The following is an 18602-nucleotide window of genomic DNA, read 5'->3' as shown; positions in this document are numbered from 1 at the left end:
GCTTTGCACCGTCCTTTTTCTTTGGCTGCTACTTATTTGTCGTTAAGACAAACTACACCTGGAAGCTCTTTACCTTCCATGAATTCTAATGACGCACCGCCGCCAGTAGAAATGTGGCTCATTTTATCAGCCATACCGAATTTTTCAACAGCTGCTGCAGAGTCACCACCGCCGATAACAGAGTATGTATCTTCTGCATCTGCTAATGCTTGTCCTACTGCTTTTGTACCTTCTGCGAATGGAGTCATTTCGAATACACCCATTGGTCCATTCCATACAACAAGCTTAGAGTTTTTAATTACATCTGCATAAATTTCACGTGTTTTAGGACCGATGTCCACACCTTCCCATGTAGAAGGAATAGAGTCGATACCAACGATTTGAGTTGTTGCAGTTTCAGAGAATTCCTCTGTGATTACAACATCAACTGGCATGTAGAAGTTTACGCCTTTTTCTTTTGCAAGTTGCATAAATTCTTTAGCTAGTTCGATCTTGTCGTCTTCACATAGAGATAGACCAATTTCATGACCTAAAGCTTTAACGAATGTGTAAGCAAGTCCGCCACCGATGATTAAGTTATCTACTTTGTCTAATAGATGACGAATTACACCGATTTTATCTTTTACTTTCGCACCACCAATGATAGCTGTGAATGGACGTTCTGGGTTAGAAAGTGCTTTACCAAGTACATCTAACTCTTTTTCCATTAATAAACCAGATACTGCTGGTAGGTAGTCTGCGATTCCTGCTGTAGAAGCGTGAGCACGGTGAGCTGCACCGAATGCATCGTTTACGAAGATGTCAGCAAGAGCTGCAAATTCTTTCGCAAGTTCTGCATCGTTCTTTTCTTCGCCGGCATAGAAACGTACGTTTTCAAGAACTAATACGTCGCCTTCGTTCATTGCTGCAACCATTTCTTGTGCAACTGGTCCGAATGCTTCGTCTGCTTTTTTAACATCTTTACCAAGAAGCTCGCCTAAACGTGCTGCTACTGGAGTAAGACGTAATTCTTCTACTGCTTGACCTTTTGGACGGCCTAAGTGGCTTGCTAAAATAACTTTCGCACCTTGCTCTACTAAATATTGAATTGTAGGAAGAGCTGCACGGATACGAGTTTCATCTGTAATTTTGCCTTCTTTCATAGGTACGTTGAAATCAACGCGGCAAAATACACGCTTACCTTTTAAATCTACGTCACGAATTGATTTTTTGTTCATTGGATTTCCCTCCGACTACTAGTTAGGATTGACAAAACCCATTCAAAAGCTTAACACATTTGCTTCTAAAACGAAAGAAGAGAGAGAGGGAACAAACCCTCTCCCTCGTTTTGTCATTGATTGCTTATATACTTAAGAATTAAAGACCTTTAGAAGTCATGTATGCAGCTAGGTCTACTACGCGGTTAGAGTAACCAGTTTCGTTATCGTACCAAGAAAGTACTTTAACCATGTTACCTTCCATTACCATTGTAGATAATGCATCGATTGTAGAAGAAGCTGTACATCCGTTATAGTCGATAGATACTAATGGCTCTTCGCTGTATCCAAGGATACCTTTTAATTCGCCTTCAGCTGCTGCTTTGAATGCTGCGTTTACATCTTCAACTGTTACTTCTTTGTCAAGTTCAACAACTAAGTCAACAAGAGAAACGTTAGCAGTTGGAACACGTACAGCGCCACCGTTTAATTTACCTTTAAGTTCTGGTAATACTAATGCTACAGCTTTAGCAGCACCAGTAGATGTTGGGATCATGTTTTCAGCTGCTGCACGAGCACGACGTAAATCTTTGTGTGGTAAGTCTAAGATTTGTTGGTCGTTAGTGTAAGAGTGAATTGTTGTCATCATTCCGCGTTTTACGCCGAATTTTTCGTTTAATACTTTAGCGAATGGAGCTAGACAGTTTGTAGTACAAGAAGCGTTAGATACTACATTGTGGTTAGCTGCATCGTATTGTTCGTGGTTAACACCCATAACTACAGTGATATCTTCGTCAGAAGCTGGAGCTGAGATGATAACTTTCTTAACTGATCCACCTAAGTGTTTCTCAGCGTCTGATTTTTTAGTGAAACGGCCAGTAGATTCTACTACTACTTCTACTCCGTAGTCGCTCCATGGTAATTGAGCTGGGTCACGCTCAGCGATAACTTTAATTTCTTTACCGTTAACAACGATGCTGTTTTCGTTAGCAGATACTTCTGCATTTAAAGTTCCGTGAACTGTGTCATATTTTAAAAGGTGAGCTAATGTTTTAGCATCTGTTAAGTCGTTGATTGCTACTACTTCTACCTCAGAGTTGTTAAGAGCTGCGCGGAATACGTTACGTCCGATACGTCCAAATCCATTAATACCAATTTTAGTCATTTGAATTTCCTCCTTGGGGGATTATATTAAAGGGTAATACCCTTTGTTAATTGTTTTGCTGCACCTTCATCTGTAATTAGAATTGAAGTGTGCCCTTGCTTTATTACAGCCTGTATTGCCTTTGCCTTTGAAGAACCTCCAGCGACTGCAACAACGTGAGATACATTTTGTAAATCTTCAAGTTGCATACCAACTGTTCTTACTTTATGAACAACATTTCCTTGTTCATTAAAGTAGTAACCGAAAGCTTCGCCAACTGCTTCGTTTGCTTGAATCTTTAACCAATCTGCTTCCGAAGTACTTCTGCGACGTGCCATTGTTAACGCATCACCGATTCCATGAATGACGATATTGGAAGATCGAATCAACTCAAGAACTTCTTTCACGGAGGGCTCTGTCACAATAGACGCATATGCTTCGCTACTAACATGGTCTGGAACATACAATAAGCGATAATTACTCATCGTATTTTGCGCCATCTTGGCACAAATGGTATTGGCTTCTAATTCAACACCTTCTCCAATTCCACCACGTGCTGGGACAAATAGCATATGTAAATCTTTGCAATCAAGTTGCATCATGTCCGCAGCAGCAGCTAGCGTAGTTCCTCCAGCCACAGCAACGATATTATTCGCTGTCAGACGGTCTTTTATACAAGTCACACAAGCACGGCCCATCTCCAGTTTGACCCACGGCGATTCATCACTATCACCAGGGACAACGAAAACTTCATCCAAGTCTAATGTTTCCTTAAGTTGCTTTTCTAAAACCTTTAACCCGGAAATTTCTTTCATAAAGTCTTCCAAAGCAAGAACTAAAGCTGTTCCTTCTTCTGTCAAAGTCATTCCAGAAGAAGCGACGTGAACTAAGTTTTGTTCTTTCAAAACTTGAACTTCACTTCGCAATACTCGTTCTGTCATACCGAGACTTGCTGATAAGTTTCTTCTTCCAATCGGCTGCATGAGCCTAATGTATTGAAGAATTTGCATTCTCGTTTGCATAACAGGTAGCAGATCAGGTAATAATTTTTTTGTGTTCTGAATCCATGAGCGCATATCTTTTCTCCTCACTACATTGGTTCATTTTCCCCTCGTGGTCACTTTACGTCCCGTAGTGACATTTTGTGTCCCACATAGGTTAAAAAAATAATCCCTGCTACGTGTATTATTGTAACAGGAGATAGAAACTTATTCAACTCTTAACTGCATTCTTTATATAGTTTATTATGACACCTTTGTGAATGTTACCATATTCTACTTGTTTTCCGCCTATTTCTACAACCGGAATCATTAAATGATATTTTTCTAAAAGGTCATTATCTTCATATATATCTATTTCCTTGATTTGAAAAGAATATTCACATTGTACTTCTTGTAAAACTTGTTTCGCCTGCACGCAAAGACCACAATCTACTTTTGTATATAGTACAACTTTCATCTTCTTCACCTATCCGATCGTTTTTCGTAATGATGAAGCTGGGATATGCATTTGTTCTCTATACTTCGCCACTGTTCTTCGAGAAATAACAATTTCATGCTCTTCTTCTAATAATTTTGAAATCTTTTGATCTGAGAGTGGCTTTTTCTTGTTCTCTGCTTCCACAAGCGTTTGAATAAACTGTTTCACTCGCTTCGTTGAAACTGCCTCATCCTCTGTCGTCGAAACTGCATTACTAAAGAACGATTTCATCTCAAATAAACCGTGTGGTGTTTGCACATACTTATTTCTTGTTGCACGACTAATCGTAGACTCATGCACACTTAGCTCTTCCGCCACCTCTTTTAAAGCGAGTGGCTTCAAATACGCTGGACCTTCCCAAAAGAAATCACGTTGTTTTTCCATAATAATCGTCATCACTTGCAGAAGTGTTTGTTTTCTCTGTTTCAAACTGCGCATAATCCATTGCACATGCTGATACTTTTCTGAAACGTAAGATGCTACTTCACTTTCACTATTATTAAGAAGTGCACTGTACTCAGAGTGAATTTCAATTCTCGGCATATTTCTCTCATTCATCTGTAAAACGAGGCGATCGCCTTCTTTTTTCACTGCCATGTCAGGCACAATATACAGTGGTTTATCCGAAGAATACGCAAGGCCTGGTTTCGGCTGCAATGATGTAATACAGTTCACCGCCGATTGTAATTCTTCATTACTACACTTCAGCACATGAACGAGCTTTCGCCAATCCTTCTTCACGAAATAAGCAAAGTGCTCCTCTACAATATCTTCCGCTAATCCATCCCTTCTTTGTAAGCGCTTCAATTGTAAAATTAGACATTCCTGAATATTACGTGCTCCTACCCCTGCTGGCTCAAGTGATTGGACAATCTCTACAGAGCGATCGACTACATGAAGCGGTGCAGAAAGGAGATCTGCTAACTCTTCATTCGTTTCTTGTAAATACCCATTTCCATCCATGTTCATAATAATGAAAGAAGCTACTTTTCGCTCTTCTTCTTCTATTTTATAATACTGTATTTGATTTAATAAATGTTGCTGAATCGTCATGGAATCCACACTGTAGATTTCCATCTGATTATCGACTTGTTTGCTGGTACTTTTACTTTTGTTAGAGCTCTTCTTCTTCTCCCTCTCAAAACCACCTAACTCAATAAGGGGATTCTCTAACGATTGCTCATACAAAAACTCCGATAATTCTTGTACATTATACTGAAGCATTGTAATCGCTTGCCTTAACTCTTGTGTCATTGCCAAACGTAAGCTTTGTTCTTGTAAAAGACTTGCCTTCAAACTAATCTCCCCCTTGTTTCTATTGTACAATAAGTTTGGTAAAAGGAGAATCCTATCGCAGACACCCATTCCAAAATATTATTAATTTATATGTATTAATGAGATTTACAACTTACAACCGAAATTTGAATAATATTGAAAGAAAATAATAGTGCACAAAAATTAGAACCACATACTAATAGTAAATCTTATCACTAGATATAACAATAGGGAAATAAAAAAAGAAGATAGAATACAACTCTATCTTCTCGTGTATAAAACAATAAAATTTCATAGAAAACAACAAATCTTTAACTATAAATATTGAAATAACTAAATTTATAACGTAAAATTTTCCATTATATACAACAATTAGAACGGGAGATGAATCATGCAAAAAATACTTCGAAGTATACCTTCATTAGGAGTTAACCTGGCATCATGTATCATTCTGCTAATCATGTGTTGGAGTATCTTTCAACAACAAGATTTGGCATTTAGTCCTTTTATCATCTTTGGGATATGTGCTTTCATCATTTTCATATATGCCCTCGTTTTCTTAACAAGAAATATAAGTACAAAAAAATACGTCTATACGATAAGCATCGTTTATCTACTGATATCTATCATAATTATTAAATTAGTCCCTTCGTCTCCAATTTCTGATTTTCAGTACATGTTGGATGGAGCTAAAGAATTAGCCGCTGGCAACATGAAAGCCATTAAGGATAATCAGTACTTCTTTTGGAATACTACTCAGTTGGGCTTTACAATTTACGAGGCACTTGTTCTTACATTAACCTCACATAGTTACTTTGCCTTACAGTTCTTAAATATTGTGTATACATTGCTAACAGGTTTAGCTATTTTTCACATAGCTAAACACCGATTAAACAATGAAACCTTCGGGCGATTTGGTTTCATTTTATACGTAACATCTATTAACTTATTTTTACTAGTCCCTGTGCTCACAAATCAGCATCTTTCTATGATGTTGTTTTCTTGGGGAACGTATCACCTATTAGCACGCGATGCAAATAAAAATTACATAAATATGGTTTTTGGTGGTCTGCTATTCGCTTTAGGAAATATTATTTATCCTATTGGGATCCTATTTTTAATAGCTGCCGGGCTTTTCCTTTTATTCTTTCACAGCAATATTTTAAAAAGGAATTTCATTTCTTCTATAACATTTATTTCTACATACTTAGTTATCTTATATACTTTAGCCTATATTCCTGTAATGCTTAATATTTCACATAACCCAATAACCAATGCGGATTCTGGCTGGAAATTTGTTATAGGCTTGAATAAAGAATCTAACGGCCAATATTCCTTAGAGGACTTCGCTAAATTAAGACAAAGTATTGTCGATTTTGATATAGAGGAACATAATCGAATTCAAAAACAATTAATTAAAGAAAGAACCGAAAATTTAACCGACCTTATCCCTCTTATGAACAAAAAAAATATTATTATGTGGGGTAGTCCAACAGATTCTTATGCATATATCCCTATAAATGATATCGCCAGAAATACTATCAACGATGTTTCATTTATAAAACTAGACTTTATACACTATGTATCGATTATGTTGCTGAGCATGGGTTCTGTCTTTATTTTTCTTTTCAGTTCTCCATTTAAAAATTTAAACATGAAGTATTTTCAAATTCTGATTATCGGTGCTTTTCTCATTTACTTAGTGACTGAAGTTCAAATTCGTTATCGCTATTTCTTCTTCCCGATCTTCATTATACTTGCAGCCTTTACTTTGCAATATATAATGAATTTATCATTATTTAAAATGAATAAAGCGCAATCTGGTTCAACGGCATCCACTGATTCATAACCCTTACCAATCTGGTATTTACGGGACAAACAATACAATTATGAATAAAAAAACCCCTAACTTACAACGATGTAAGTTAGGGGTTTTTAACGCGCCCAGAGGGATTCGAACCCCCGGCAGACGTGGTACCGGAAACCACCGCTCTATCCGACTGAGCTATGGGCGCATGATTATAAAATATACTTCATTTTCTCTTCATAATAATAGCAATAAAAACCATTTAAATCAATAAAAACTCTTTGATAACACATTGTACGTACGCTTTTTCCTGCATAAAAACGCCCCCTAATTTCTACATTTAGGAGGCAATTCTTAACCATCTTATTTATCTAGTTTCTTTTTAATCCCTTTTGGAATTTCATTTGGCTGTACTTCTTAGTATGTTTCAATATATTCACCTTTTGTTTTAACCTTTACATATGCCCCTTCTCTAAGTCCACGCGGCGCATAAAACTTAACATCTCTTTCTTCACCCGAAGCGGATTAACCAGTAAATTTATAGTCTCCAGCTACCTCTCCAACTGTGGATAATCGGCCGGATTCTTTCGCTTTTACATATACAAAGTCTTCTTTCACAAGCGGATTATATCTATCAATCACCTCATTATGAGAAAAGCTTGCCACACCAATAACTAATATAAAAATTCCAATTAAACCCATTTCCCTCTCCTTAACATATCCTTTTAACTTGCTTTACATTCTTTATTCTATGAGAAAAAGTTTTTCCACTATCGCTTACCCTTACGTATTCATTACAAAATTGTAATCTACACGTGTAATACACCTAAATTTTCCAATCATAAATTCACCTCAACTCACAAATTATAAACTTTGAATTGATATTCCAAAGGGGGCTTCATTCAATGACTGTAATTACAAAACTAAAGCAAACTGTTTCTGGATTAAAAAGTGCACAAGCTAGCTTAGAGGGATTCGCTCTTGATACGGATAACCAACAAGCAAAGCAACTTTTCCAAACAGCTGCAGAGCAAACGCAAACTATTATTGATTCTTTAAACCCACGCGTTGAAGAAGTCCAACAAGAAGAACCACAATATTCACAGCAATAACCGAAAGTACCATTTCATCTAATGGTACACAATTTGAGAAAAAGGGTGATATGCAATCATCCTTTTTCTCACATTACATAATGCAGATAGAAATGGAATGATTATAATGCGAAAACTCGGAATCATAACCGCGTTATTTATACTGCTATTCGGTTCACTTACCGGATGTGATAATAGCCCGTTAGATAAAAAGGTAAAGAAAGAAGAAGCGAAGCGAACAGATGAGAAAAAAGGTCCTAAATTAACAAAAATGAGTACAGAATCCTTTAATCAATCTATATCGCAAGACGCTAAGAAAAGAGCTCTTGCTATGGAGGGAATTATAGAAGCTACCGCAGTTAATACAAATTTAGATCTTTACATAGCCATCGAACCTGAACATCACGAAAGATTTGGTTTAAAACCTTTACGAAGTAAATTAAAAAAGAAACTAAGTGATGAAAATCCTACTTTTGATATTCATGTAAGTACAGACAAAAAGATCTTTATGCTCATAGAAGAACTTGAAAACAAAATTAAGAAAAAGAAAGTAAGTAACGACGGCATCAAAAAACAATTGAAGCTCATTCAATCAGAAATGGGATCTAATATTTAAGCTTTCTAATAGAGAAGGAAGGATTCAAATGTCTAGTAAAGATAAAAACTTAACACCTGTACAACAAGAATATAAAAAATTCGAACAACAGCGCGAACCGAAGCGCCCCGTTTTAAAAAATTGTATAAAAGCTTTTTTCGTCGGCGGATTCATTTGTCTAATAGGCCAACTGATTTCTACCTTTTATATTACGTATTTTGATTTCACTGAGCGCTCTGCCGGGAACCCTACCGTTGCAACTCTTATTTTTATCTCCATGCTACTTACGGGATTTGGCGTCTACGATCGCCTTGGACAATTTGCTGGTGCTGGTACCGCAGTTCCCGTCACTGGATTTGGTAATTCTGTTATTGCCGCATGTATTGAACACCGTACAGAAGGATTCGTTCTCGGCGTTGGTGGTAACATGTTTAAACTAGCAGGATCAGTCATCTTATTTGGCGTATTTTCCGCTTTCGTCATCGCACTTATTAAAACGATTCTCGTTCAATGGGGAGGGTTATAAATGTTACAAGGACACCGAACATGGGTATTCGAAAACAAACCAGTTATTATTTCAACAGGTGTAATCGGTGGCCCCTTTGAGGCAAAGGGAAAAATCCCTGAAGACTTCGATACCCTTCATGAAGATTTATGGCTCGGACAAGATTCCTACGAAAAAGCACATAAAATTTTGTTTGAAGAAGCTTGTAGCCGTGCTACAGAAAAAGCGAGACTTAGGAAAGATGATATTCAATTCGTTCTCGCTGGAGATTTAATTAACCAAATTACGCCTACTAGCTTTGCATGCCGCACACTTGGCACACCTTATCTCGGATTATTTGGCGCTTGCTCTACTTCTATGGAAGGTTTAGCGCTCGGTGCAAGTATCGTAAATGCAAAAGGCGCAAAATATTTATTAACTGGAGCTTCAAGCCATAACGCTGCCGTGGAAAAACAATTTCGTTATCCAACTGAATATGGTGGTCAAAAACCTCCTACGGCCCAGTGGACAGTAACTGGTGCGGGCGCAGCTATTTTAAGCGATACAGGACATGGCCCAAGAGTAACTTCCGCCACAATTGGGCGCATTGTTGATATGGGATTAACTGATCCATTTAATATGGGAGGTGCAATGGCCCCTGCTGCTGTCGATACAATTGAAGCTCATTTAAGAGAAAGAAATCTTGATGCATCTCACTATGATTTAATCGTAACAGGCGACCTCGGACATGTTGGACGCGAAATTGCTTATGACTTACTACATAAACATGGAACAGAAGTAACGAGTGAACAATTTCAAGACTGCGGACTACTCATTTATAGAGAAGGTCAACCTGTAATAGCCGGCGGAAGTGGTCCAGGCTGTTCAGCGACAGTCGTATACGGTCACTTATTAAACCGAATGAAAAGAGGAGAATTCAAAAAAATACTTGTCGTTGCGACAGGCGCTTTACTATCTCCACTTACATTCCAACAAGAAGAAACGATTCCGTGTATCGCCCACGCCGTTTCGATTGAATTTGGAGGTGCAACGCAATGATTTTCTTCTGGGCTTTTGTAATCGGTGGACTTATATGTGTAATTGGACAACTTATGTTTGATGTCGGCAAACTAACACCAGCTCATACAATGGCAACACTCGTTGTTGCTGGAGCTATATTAGACGGATTCAATTTGTATGAACCACTAATTGATTTCGCCGGAGCTGGGGCAACTGTACCTATTACAAGTTTTGGAAATGCCCTCGTTCACGGCGCGATGGAAGAAGCTGCAAAACATGGAATCGTCGGCGTAATTACTGGTATGTTTAAAGTAACGAGCGCAGGTGTATCCGCAGCGATTATTTTCGGCTTCATTGGAGCATTACTATTTAAACCGAAAGGATAAGAGGTGTTTGCATGACTGTTATCGCTAGCGTAAAAACTTGTCTTGCTAGTTTAAGGGGTGCTCAAGCAAGTTTAAGTTCCCTTTCATTAAATTCACAGGATGAAGAATCAAAACGCGTATTTCATGAATGTATGTTAGAAATGGACAGCGTCATCGCTGATGTTAAGGATAGAGTTTCAGTATTAGAACGTGAAGAACCTCAATATAAAGGGTTTTAAGCAGACTGGAGGAAATCGCTATGTCTCACCTACCTGAATGGACACTTGTCATTCTCCGTTCTGTTTTTATATTAATCATGTTATTCGCTATTACAAAATGGTTAGGGAAAAGACAAATCTCCCAACTTTCCTTTTTTGAATACATAGCTGGAATGACGATTGGTGACATCGCTGCCCAAGTATCTACAGGGCTCGATCAAAAGTTTTTCCATGGCGTCTTTGCGATACTCATTTTTGCTGCGGTACCCTTTTTCACAGGAATCCTCTCTTTAAAGAACAAAACAGCTCGAGATTTTTTTGAAGGGAAGTCTACCGTATTAATAAAAGATGGAAAAATACTTGAAGATAACTTAAAGAAAGAAAAATATACAAGTGACGAATTACTTGAACTACTCCGAGGAAAAAATGCATTCAGCGTAGCGGATGTTGAATTTGCTGTACTAGAACCGAGCGGTGAATTAAATGTATTATTAAAGAAAGATCGCCAACCACTTACAGCAAAAGACGTAGGTTTAAAAGTACCAAACGAGAAGGAACCACAAACTGTTATTATGGATGGAAATGTACTAGATGAACCTCTGTCATCAAGCGGGCATAACCGCGCTTGGCTACATTCAGAATTAGAAAAGCTCGGCGTTGTCATTGAAAATGTTTTTCTCGGTCAAGTTGACTCGTACGGGCAACTTACTATCGACATTTATAATGACAAACTCCAAATGCCTTCTCCTCAAAACAAACCTTTATTATTGGCATCTTTAAAAAAATGTCATGCTGATCTTGAGCTATTTTCTTTAGAAACAAAATCGAAATCAGCAAGCGAAATGTATAGTAAAAACGCGAAACAAATCGAAAAGATTTTAAATAGAGTAACCTATCTTTTAAAAGAATAAATATCGAAAGAACGCTTCAATCAAAAGGCGTTCTTTTCTTTTTTTCTACAGTTTTCATGACGTTTAAATTTATGTAATTCGGTTATGATGTTGAAGATACATAAGCAGGGAATTTCAAAAACATAGCGAATATTTCATGGTACAACTACATATTTTTTTGATTTAAAGTGGTTTCGTTTGACCTTTATTGACCATAATTGTATTATAAGACTAAGAAAGCTTTAGAAGGAGGAAATAACAGATGAATTTAATTCCTACAGTAATTGAACAAACAAATCGTGGAGAACGCGCTTACGATATTTACTCTCGACTATTAAAAGACCGCATCATTATGCTTGGTAGTGCAATTGATGACAACGTAGCTAACTCAATTGTTTCCCAGCTTTTATTCTTGGAATCTCAAGATCCAGAAAAAGATATTCACATCTACATCAATAGCCCTGGTGGTTCTATCACAGCAGGTATGGCAATTTACGATACAATGCAGTTTATTAAACCACAAGTATCAACAATCTGTATCGGTATGGCTGCATCTATGGGTGCATTCTTACTTGCAGCAGGTGAAAAAGGAAAACGTTTCGCTCTTCCTAACAGTGAAGTAATGATTCACCAACCACTTGGCGGAGCACAAGGTCAAGCGACTGAAATCGAAATCGCTGCAAAACGTATCCTATTCTTACGTGAAAAATTAAACCAAATTCTTGCTGACCGCACAGGTCAACCACTTGAAGTACTACAACGCGACACAGACCGCGACAACTTCATGACAGCAGAAAGAGCTTTAGAATACGGCTTAATTGATAAGATCTTTACAAATCGTTAATAGATTTAAAGCGGAAGCGGCTCGTTTAGCTCTGACTGGCTAAGGTTCTTTCGCGTAAAAGGCGCTTTTTGCCTTCTTATGCGGAAGGTTCTTAGACACGAAGAGCTAGATACACTTAAAAGCAGAAGCGCCCTATTACAGGGCGCTTTTTTATTATCATGCCCTCCGTCTGTATACCCATCCTGGTATCCCCCTAAATATATCAACGATTTTTCAATTATATCGAACAAAACTCAAATTATATCAACGATTTTTTTAATATATCAACGGTTCGACACAACATATCGATTTACCGACAATCTACGACAAGGACAAACCAGCTACATACCCCCTATCCCGCAAACTCCCCTTAAGTAAACAGCAAAAACAAAAAAGCTATCGCACATGCGCGATAGCCATTTTATTGTACATATGCAGCTAATGCTCCTAAAGCCTCTTCTGCATCTGAACCTTCTGTTGTAATTGTTATCATGCTACCAGTTCCGATTGCTAAGCTCATAATCCCCATTATGCTCTTTGCATTTACTGTCTTTCCATCTTTCTCGATAAAGATATCTGCATGAAAGCGATTTGCCTCTTGTACAAACAACGCAGCCGGACGTGCTTGCAAGCCGTTTTTTAATGAAACTTTAACCTGTTTTTGAACCACAGCTCCATTTCCCCTTTAACCTCTTATTTTTTTGCCATCGTTTCCCCCGCGCGTAATTTCTCTGCAATATCATCGATTTTACGCAAACGATGATTAATACCCGATTTACTAATTTTCCCCCCGGATACCATCTCACCTAACTCTTTCAATGTTACATCTTGATAATCTCTTCGTAGTTGCGCAATTTCTCTTAGTTTATCTGGCAAAATATCTAGACCAACTGACTCATCAATATAGCGGATATTTTCAATCTGCCTTAGCGCTGCACCAATTGTTTTATTTAAATTAGCTGTTTCGCAGTTCACTAGTCGATTCACTGAATTACGCATATCACGAACAATTCGAATATCTTCAAATCTTAAAAGTGCGTTATGAGCACCTATAATATTTAAAAATTCCGTAATTTTTTCTGCTTCTTTCAAATACGTAATGTACCCTTTTCTTCTTTCCAACGTCTTACTATTTAAATCAAATCCGTTCATCAGTTCACATATAGCATCATTATGTTCCTTATATAACGAAAAGATTTCTAAATGATAAGATGATGTTTCTGGGTTATTTACTGAACCACCTGCTAAAAATGCACCTCGTAAATACGATCGTTTACAACATTTCTTCTCAATTAATTCTTGTGATATATTTCGAATAAATGAAAAGTCGTCCCGGACAATATGGAGATCTGCTAATATTTCACGAGACTTCTCAACAAGCCGCACAATATATACATTATTTTTCTTCAATCGCATTTTTTTACGAACAAGTAATTCTACCGTTACGTCATATCCTTTTTTCAAAAGCGTATAAATCCTTCTTGCAATTGCCGCATTTTCCGTTTGAATATCGATAGATAGACGACGATTTGAAAAAGAAAGCGACCCGTTCATTCGAAGTAATGCTGATAATTCTACTTTCTCACAGCATTCCTTCACCTCAAGATTCGTCAACTCTTTCTTTGTTTCCGATGCAAATGACACAGTCAACACCTCCTTATACGATTATTATGGAACAAAAATCTTGTCCTATATGAATGAGGAGCGTTACCTCAAAACGAGGTAACGCACATTTATAACAGTGAATATAAAATAGAAGCTAACTTTAACGTATCATGCCTTACAACACGCTCATCATACTTCGCTAATCTATCTTGAATGACATCAATATTATTTTCAGTAAAACGCTCTTCATCCACTACAACTGGTGTCGACATTTCTTCCTCATATAACTTGCGTAATTCACAAGGAATATCACGATTATTTACAATTGCAGTATCGATAAATGGTTGCCCTAAATGATCATGTAACGCCTGCACATGATCAAACGCAGTATACCCCATCGTTTCACCCGCTTGTGTCATAACATTACATACATATACCTTCTTTGCTTTTGCAGCAAGAACAGCGTCCCCAATTTTATTAACAACTAAATTCGGCAATATACTCGTATACAAACTTCCTGGACCGAAAACAAGTAAATCAGCTCGTTTAATCTCAGCTAACGTTTCATGTAACGGCTCTACATCTTCTGGAGTTAAAAAGACACGGTTAATCTTCTTTCCGAAATACGGAATCTTTGATTCACCTGTTACAATTTCTCCATCCTCTAGTTCTGCATGCAGTACTGCACTTTGATTCGCTGCTGGTAATACACGTCCTCTGACATTTAATACTTTACTCGTTTCTGTAATTGCATGGAAAAAGTCTCCTGTAATCGAGGTCATACCTGCCAATAACAGATTTCCTAACGCATGACCTTTCAGTCCGTCTCCCGTTGTGAAACGATGCTGAAATAAAGCTTCCACCAGGGGCTCTACATCCGACAGTGCAACAAGTACGTTACGAATGTCACCTGGGGGTGGAATTTCTAGCTCATCACGTAATCTACCTGAACTGCCACCATCATCAGCGATTGTAACAACTGCTGTAATATCAACAGGATATTGCTTTAATCCTCTTAATAAAACAGAGAGTCCAGTTCCTCCTCCCATGATGACAATTTTAGGTTTTCTCTCTTTTTTCATCCCCTAATGGCCCTTTCTCTTCTCCACATCACGATGAGATACATGAACGCTATACTCTGGTTTCAAATGTTTCCCAAGGTACTCTGTAAGCGTAACAGAACGATGCTGTCCACCTGTACATCCAATTGCAATTACAAGTTGACTTTTGCCTTCTCTTTTATAATGAGGCAGCATGAAAGTAATGAGATCTATCAGTTTCTCTAAAAACTTATGTGTCTCATTAAATTTCAGTACATACGACGAAACTTCTTCATCTAGTCCTGTTAATGGCTTCATATGTGGAATGTAATATGGATTTGGTAAAAAACGAACATCAAATACTAAATCTGCATCAATTGGAATACCGTACTTAAATCCAAAGGACATAACATTTACACGAAATGCTTGCTCAGTTTCAGTAGAAAACAAATGAACAATTTTTTCACGTAATTCTTTCGGTTTTAAATCCGATGTATCAAGCACAATATTCGCTCGTGCCTTCATATCTGTTAATAAACTACGCTCCGCTTCGATTCCCTTTAACGGCAAACCAGTCGGCGCAAGCGGATGCGAACGTCTCGTTTCTTTATAACGAGTTACAAGCGTACTATCTTTCGCATCTAAAAATAAAATATGAGGAATAATCCATGTACGTTCTGATAAATCATCAAGCGCTCCCCATAAATGTTCGAAAAACTCTCGGCCACGTAAATCAACGCCAAGCGCTACTTTATTCATTTTCCCTTTTGAATCCGACATAAGCTCAATAAACTTCGGCAATAACATCGGCGGTAAATTATCTACACAAAAATATCCTAAATCTTCAAAACTTTGTAAAGCTACTGTTTTTCCGGCTCCAGACATTCCTGTAATAATCACCATTTTTATATCATTATTCTCTGTCATCGTATCCTCTCCTTGGCAATTTAACTCGGATCTAATCGATATGAAAGCAGCTCAAAATCTGGGGTATATACAAATGTACCGTAGATTATACCATTCCCTTTAATTAAATAATCAATAATGTGATAATCTCCTGGCGCCATTGCTAAATCATCAATCTTATCAAATGTATGCCAACCAATGATGCCTTCTTCGCTCTCTAGTTTGTTTTCTCCTGCAAAATCTGTCGCTAAAAAGGAGAACATCATCCATTCAGAAACAACTTTATCACCTTCTTGGATGACAAAGGTGAAGACCCCTTTTAACGCTGGGTTCTTTAAATAAATACCTGTTTCTTCACGATACTCGCGAACAACGGAATCTCTTACTGTCTCACCACGCTCCATCTTCCCGCCTGGTGCAACCCACCAATTTCGGCGAGGTTTTTGGAGTAAGAGTACTTCATTATCTCTAATTAACACACAGTTTGTCACTCTTTGCATGTTTCTTCACCTCAGCTACTTGCAGCAAAATTTATCACTGCATACTCATTTCATTATACTATCAAAAACAGTTTGCTACAACGAAGGAGCCAGTCCTCTTTCGCTAAACACATAGTCCTCAACAATTGTAAAAAAGCTTTCTATAACAAGCAATCTAAATGCTTGCAATTACAATGAATCACACATAAAAATCCCCTTAACGATTTTTATCGCTAAGGGGATTACATTCTTTATTTCTTACCGAAATAAGTAACAATCGTAAATCCTAAAATGAAGGTAATGATCGAACTTACAATTGAAAATCCGCCAGTTGGAATACCAGGGAAAACAATTACAATCGAACCGATAACAAGTCCAATAATTACTGCAAATGTCATATTTTTATAACGATCTAATAAAAAGCTAATTCCTTTACTACTTACAACAAATCCGACCATAACACCAGCACCAATAACCATAATTAATGGTAAATTAAGTGTAGTTAAAGCGTTAATTGCCGTTGGATAAACACCAATAATTAATAAAATAAACGATCCGCTAATTCCAGGAAGGAGCATAGCCATACTAGCCATCCATCCTGCGAAAAATAAACCGATTGCATTTAAAATTGTTAACGTCGTAATTGGATCTGCTGCCTTATCTGGCTTAAAGAACGCTGTTATCGCAACAAGAATAGCTGCAATTATTAATAAAGCGATGTGCTTACCTTTAAACGTCGCCTTTGCATCAGCTTCTCTCATTAACATCGGTAATATACTAATAATTAAACCGAGGAAGAAAAATTGAGTCGGTTCATAATGATTTGCAAGTAAATATTTAATAACGTGACTTAACGTTAAAAACGCTGCCGCCACACCAGCTGCAAGGGGAATTAAAAATCCTAAATGTTTTTTCCATTCACGACTAAAGAACCCGCTAATTGCCGCAAGCAATTGTTCATAAATCCCTAACACTACAGCGATTGTACCGCCGCTCACACCAGGAATTAAATCACTAACTCCCATACAAAATCCACGATATATATTACGCCATTCCATACTGAATAAATTCCTCATTTCTTATAGTGATTTTTTCCGTAAAGTCCAGTATATCAATAAGAAAGCTTATAATCCTAATTGTTTTTGACAAAACTTTGACATTTTTACATAAAAAAAGAAAGCTCCTATCGGTAGCTTTCTTCTCAAAAGGAGTATTATCCCTTATTTTTCTGTTACAGTTTTTAATTCCTCTAATAATTCTTCTACGTAATGTTGTGCACTTTGTGCAGCAATACTACCGTCACCTGTTGCCGTTACAATTTGACGAAGCATTTTTTCACGAACATCACCTGCTGCGAAAATACCAGGAACTTTCGTTTCCATACGCTCGTTCGTTTCAAGGTAACCATTTTCATTTGTAATACCTAGTTCAACAAATGGTTTTGATAAAGGTAACATACCGATGTATACGAAAACGCCATCAGTTTTTACTTCTTTCTCTTCTCCACTATTTACGTCTACAAGTGTTACACTTCCTACTTTACCATTTGCATCATTAATTTCTTTTATAGTGTGATTCCAAATGAAATCCACTTTCTCGTTTTGGAATGCACGATCTTGTAAAATTTTCTGTGCACGAAGAGTATCACGACGGTGAACGATTGTTACTTTTGATGCGAAGCGCGTTAAGAACACACCCTCTTCAACAGCTGAATCTCCGCCTCCAATAACAACGAGTTCTTTTCCTTTAAAGAATGCCCCATCACATACTGCACAATATGATACACCGCGGCCGCCAAGCTCTGTTTCACCTGGCACACCAATTTTTTTATATTCTGCACCGCTTGCAACGATAATTGCACGTGCTTTATATTCTTTTTTACCAGCAATAATTGTTTTATATTCTTTACCATCGATGACTGCTTTCACATCACCATATGCATATTCAGCACCAAATTTCTTCGCATGCTCGAACATTTTATTTGATAAGTCCGGTCCTAAAATAGACTCATAACCTGGATAATTTTCTACATCTTCTGTGTTTGCCATTTGGCCACCTGGAATACCACGCTCAAGCATTAATGTGCTTAAATTCGCACGAGATGTATATACTGCAGCTGTCATACCAGCTGGTCCTGCACCAATAATAATGACATCATAAATTTTTTCTTCTGACACACCATTCA

The 18602-nt window shown here is 37.5% G+C and carries 22 protein-coding genes, 1 tRNA gene and 1 pseudogene; 9 read left to right on the top strand and 15 right to left on the bottom strand.

The annotated features are described in order from the left end of the window. Window positions 1-32 precede the first annotated feature (32 nt). The 5 genes from A6J74_RS18845 to rpoN all read right to left on the bottom strand — a co-directional run bounded on the left by A6J74_RS18845 (window position 33) and on the right by rpoN (window position 5115). Window positions 33-1217 (bottom strand): phosphoglycerate kinase, encoded by a 1185-nt coding sequence (locus tag A6J74_RS18845; protein ID WP_001036333.1) that lies wholly within the window; start codon window positions 1215-1217, stop codon window positions 33-35. Between the two features lie 139 nt (window positions 1218-1356). Further along, window positions 1357-2361: a type I glyceraldehyde-3-phosphate dehydrogenase gene (gap, locus tag A6J74_RS18840; protein ID WP_000161234.1), complete on the bottom strand. Its 1005-nt coding sequence runs from the start codon at window positions 2359-2361 to the stop codon at window positions 1357-1359. Window positions 2362-2387: 26 nt separating this feature from the next. Beyond that, window positions 2388-3416, bottom strand: a complete 1029-nt coding sequence (gene cggR / locus A6J74_RS18835; RefSeq protein WP_001258184.1) for a gapA transcriptional regulator CggR — start codon at window positions 3414-3416, stop codon at window positions 2388-2390. 136 nt (window positions 3417-3552) lie between these two features. After that, a complete protein-coding gene (locus A6J74_RS18830) occupies window positions 3553-3798 on the bottom strand; it encodes a glutaredoxin family protein (protein WP_000869745.1) in 246 nt (81 codons plus the stop codon). Between the two features lie 9 nt (window positions 3799-3807). Next, window positions 3808-5115 carry an RNA polymerase factor sigma-54 gene (gene rpoN, locus A6J74_RS18825; protein WP_000647943.1) on the bottom strand — a complete coding sequence of 436 codons (1308 nt, stop codon included), beginning with the start codon at window positions 5113-5115 and terminating at the stop codon, window positions 3808-3810. Window positions 5116-5485: 370 nt separating this feature from the next. On the opposite strand from rpoN, the gene A6J74_RS18820 reads away from it, so the two are divergent. Beyond that, a complete protein-coding gene (locus tag A6J74_RS18820) occupies window positions 5486-6943 on the top strand; it encodes a glycosyltransferase family 39 protein (RefSeq protein WP_001169541.1) in 1458 nt (485 codons plus the stop codon). A gap of 90 nt (window positions 6944-7033) precedes the next feature. Here A6J74_RS18820 and A6J74_RS18815 read toward each other — a convergent pair. From A6J74_RS18815 to A6J74_RS30475, 3 genes and pseudogenes are all read right to left on the bottom strand, one after another. Beyond that, window positions 7034-7109, bottom strand: a tRNA-Arg gene (locus tag A6J74_RS18815). A 209-nt stretch (window positions 7110-7318) separates the two neighbouring features. After that, a pseudogene (locus A6J74_RS30480) lies at window positions 7319-7375 on the bottom strand (YxeA family protein); the annotation flags it as partial. 51 nt (window positions 7376-7426) lie between these two features. Continuing rightward, the gene (locus tag A6J74_RS30475) at window positions 7427-7603 is read right to left on the bottom strand and encodes a hypothetical protein (RefSeq protein ID WP_000522888.1); all 177 of its coding nucleotides are present in this window, start codon (window positions 7601-7603) and stop codon (window positions 7427-7429) included. A 203-nt stretch (window positions 7604-7806) separates the two neighbouring features. On the opposite strand from A6J74_RS30475, the gene A6J74_RS18805 reads away from it, so the two are divergent. The 8 genes from A6J74_RS18805 (at window position 7807) to clpP (ending at window position 12408) form a co-directional block, all read left to right on the top strand. Further along, complete coding sequence (locus A6J74_RS18805; protein ID WP_000216160.1) at window positions 7807-8013, top strand: DUF1657 domain-containing protein; 207 nt, start codon at window positions 7807-7809, stop codon at window positions 8011-8013. Between the two features lie 106 nt (window positions 8014-8119). Next, window positions 8120-8608 carry a YhcN/YlaJ family sporulation lipoprotein gene (locus tag A6J74_RS18800; RefSeq protein ID WP_001228524.1) on the top strand — a complete coding sequence of 163 codons (489 nt, stop codon included), beginning with the start codon at window positions 8120-8122 and terminating at the stop codon, window positions 8606-8608. Between the two features lie 28 nt (window positions 8609-8636). Then, window positions 8637-9113, top strand: coding sequence for a stage V sporulation protein AC (gene spoVAC, locus A6J74_RS18795; protein ID WP_000095411.1), 477 nt, complete (start codon window positions 8637-8639; stop codon window positions 9111-9113). Then, a complete protein-coding gene (gene spoVAD, locus A6J74_RS18790; protein WP_000938947.1) occupies window positions 9114-10130 on the top strand; it encodes a stage V sporulation protein AD in 1017 nt (338 codons plus the stop codon). Beyond that, the gene (gene spoVAE / locus A6J74_RS18785; RefSeq protein WP_000575919.1) at window positions 10127-10477 is read left to right on the top strand and encodes a stage V sporulation protein AE; all 351 of its coding nucleotides are present in this window, start codon (window positions 10127-10129) and stop codon (window positions 10475-10477) included. The genes spoVAD and spoVAE overlap by 4 nt, the downstream gene beginning before the upstream one ends. A gap of 11 nt (window positions 10478-10488) precedes the next feature. Next, a complete protein-coding gene (locus A6J74_RS18780) occupies window positions 10489-10695 on the top strand; it encodes a DUF1657 domain-containing protein (RefSeq protein ID WP_000215895.1) in 207 nt (68 codons plus the stop codon). A gap of 20 nt (window positions 10696-10715) precedes the next feature. Then, complete coding sequence (locus tag A6J74_RS18775) at window positions 10716-11585, top strand: DUF421 domain-containing protein (RefSeq protein ID WP_000018941.1); 870 nt, start codon at window positions 10716-10718, stop codon at window positions 11583-11585. Between the two features lie 241 nt (window positions 11586-11826). After that, window positions 11827-12408 carry an ATP-dependent Clp endopeptidase proteolytic subunit ClpP gene (gene clpP, locus A6J74_RS18770; RefSeq protein WP_001049156.1) on the top strand — a complete coding sequence of 194 codons (582 nt, stop codon included), beginning with the start codon at window positions 11827-11829 and terminating at the stop codon, window positions 12406-12408. A gap of 400 nt (window positions 12409-12808) precedes the next feature. On the opposite strand, the gene A6J74_RS18765 is transcribed toward clpP, so the two are convergent. The 7 genes from A6J74_RS18765 to trxB form a co-directional block, all read right to left on the bottom strand. Further along, window positions 12809-13057, bottom strand: coding sequence for an HPr family phosphocarrier protein (locus A6J74_RS18765; protein ID WP_000250300.1), 249 nt, complete (start codon window positions 13055-13057; stop codon window positions 12809-12811). Between the two features lie 23 nt (window positions 13058-13080). Beyond that, entirely contained in the window at window positions 13081-14031 is a 951-nt protein-coding gene (gene whiA / locus A6J74_RS18760; RefSeq protein ID WP_000006571.1) for a DNA-binding protein WhiA, read from the bottom strand. A gap of 89 nt (window positions 14032-14120) precedes the next feature. Next, on the bottom strand, window positions 14121-15074 hold the full coding sequence (locus A6J74_RS18755) for a gluconeogenesis factor YvcK family protein (protein ID WP_000712174.1): 954 nt from the start codon (window positions 15072-15074) through the stop codon (window positions 14121-14123). A gap of 3 nt (window positions 15075-15077) precedes the next feature. After that, on the bottom strand, window positions 15078-15959 hold the full coding sequence (gene rapZ, locus A6J74_RS18750) for an RNase adapter RapZ (RefSeq protein ID WP_000138467.1): 882 nt from the start codon (window positions 15957-15959) through the stop codon (window positions 15078-15080). A gap of 20 nt (window positions 15960-15979) precedes the next feature. Beyond that, complete coding sequence (locus A6J74_RS18745; protein WP_001190080.1) at window positions 15980-16438, bottom strand: NUDIX hydrolase; 459 nt, start codon at window positions 16436-16438, stop codon at window positions 15980-15982. 230 nt (window positions 16439-16668) lie between these two features. Next, window positions 16669-17475: a DUF368 domain-containing protein gene (locus A6J74_RS18740; protein WP_000455191.1), complete on the bottom strand. Its 807-nt coding sequence runs from the start codon at window positions 17473-17475 to the stop codon at window positions 16669-16671. A gap of 162 nt (window positions 17476-17637) precedes the next feature. Next, a complete protein-coding gene (gene trxB / locus A6J74_RS18735; protein ID WP_001288066.1) occupies window positions 17638-18594 on the bottom strand; it encodes a thioredoxin-disulfide reductase in 957 nt (318 codons plus the stop codon). Between the last annotated feature and the right edge of the window lie 8 nt (window positions 18595-18602).

The organism is Bacillus sp. FDAARGOS_235 (assembly GCF_002073415.2).
Taxonomy (GTDB): domain Bacteria; phylum Bacillota; class Bacilli; order Bacillales; family Bacillaceae_G; genus Bacillus_A; species Bacillus_A toyonensis.
The sequence above is the reverse complement of the archived record's forward strand: the minus strand, read 5'-3'. Positions and strand labels throughout refer to the sequence as shown.

Excerpts from the sequence above, each read along its gene's own strand:
- A6J74_RS18845 (WP_001036333.1), bottom strand. The coding sequence starts at position 1,217 with ATGAACAAAAAATCAATTCGTGACGTAGATTTAAAAGGTAAGCGTGTA.
- gap (WP_000161234.1), bottom strand. The coding sequence starts at position 2,361 with ATGACTAAAATTGGTATTAATGGATTTGGACGTATCGGACGTAACGTA.
- cggR (WP_001258184.1), bottom strand. The coding sequence starts at position 3,416 with ATGCGCTCATGGATTCAGAACACAAAAAAATTATTACCTGATCTGCTA.
- A6J74_RS18830 (WP_000869745.1), bottom strand. The coding sequence starts at position 3,798 with ATGAAAGTTGTACTATATACAAAAGTAGATTGTGGTCTTTGCGTGCAG.
- A6J74_RS18820 (WP_001169541.1), top strand. The coding sequence starts at position 5,486 with ATGCAAAAAATACTTCGAAGTATACCTTCATTAGGAGTTAACCTGGCA.
- A6J74_RS30475 (WP_000522888.1), bottom strand. The coding sequence starts at position 7,603 with ATGGGTTTAATTGGAATTTTTATATTAGTTATTGGTGTGGCAAGCTTT.
- A6J74_RS18805 (WP_000216160.1), top strand. The coding sequence starts at position 7,807 with ATGACTGTAATTACAAAACTAAAGCAAACTGTTTCTGGATTAAAAAGT.
- A6J74_RS18800 (WP_001228524.1), top strand. The coding sequence starts at position 8,120 with ATGCGAAAACTCGGAATCATAACCGCGTTATTTATACTGCTATTCGGT.
- spoVAC (WP_000095411.1), top strand. The coding sequence starts at position 8,637 with ATGTCTAGTAAAGATAAAAACTTAACACCTGTACAACAAGAATATAAA.
- spoVAD (WP_000938947.1), top strand. The coding sequence starts at position 9,114 with ATGTTACAAGGACACCGAACATGGGTATTCGAAAACAAACCAGTTATT.
- spoVAE (WP_000575919.1), top strand. The coding sequence starts at position 10,127 with ATGATTTTCTTCTGGGCTTTTGTAATCGGTGGACTTATATGTGTAATT.
- A6J74_RS18780 (WP_000215895.1), top strand. The coding sequence starts at position 10,489 with ATGACTGTTATCGCTAGCGTAAAAACTTGTCTTGCTAGTTTAAGGGGT.
- A6J74_RS18775 (WP_000018941.1), top strand. The coding sequence starts at position 10,716 with ATGTCTCACCTACCTGAATGGACACTTGTCATTCTCCGTTCTGTTTTT.
- clpP (WP_001049156.1), top strand. The coding sequence starts at position 11,827 with ATGAATTTAATTCCTACAGTAATTGAACAAACAAATCGTGGAGAACGC.
- A6J74_RS18755 (WP_000712174.1), bottom strand. The coding sequence starts at position 15,074 with ATGAAAAAAGAGAGAAAACCTAAAATTGTCATCATGGGAGGAGGAACT.
- rapZ (WP_000138467.1), bottom strand. The coding sequence starts at position 15,959 with ATGACAGAGAATAATGATATAAAAATGGTGATTATTACAGGAATGTCT.
- A6J74_RS18745 (WP_001190080.1), bottom strand. The coding sequence starts at position 16,438 with ATGCAAAGAGTGACAAACTGTGTGTTAATTAGAGATAATGAAGTACTC.
- A6J74_RS18740 (WP_000455191.1), bottom strand. The coding sequence starts at position 17,475 with ATGGAATGGCGTAATATATATCGTGGATTTTGTATGGGAGTTAGTGAT.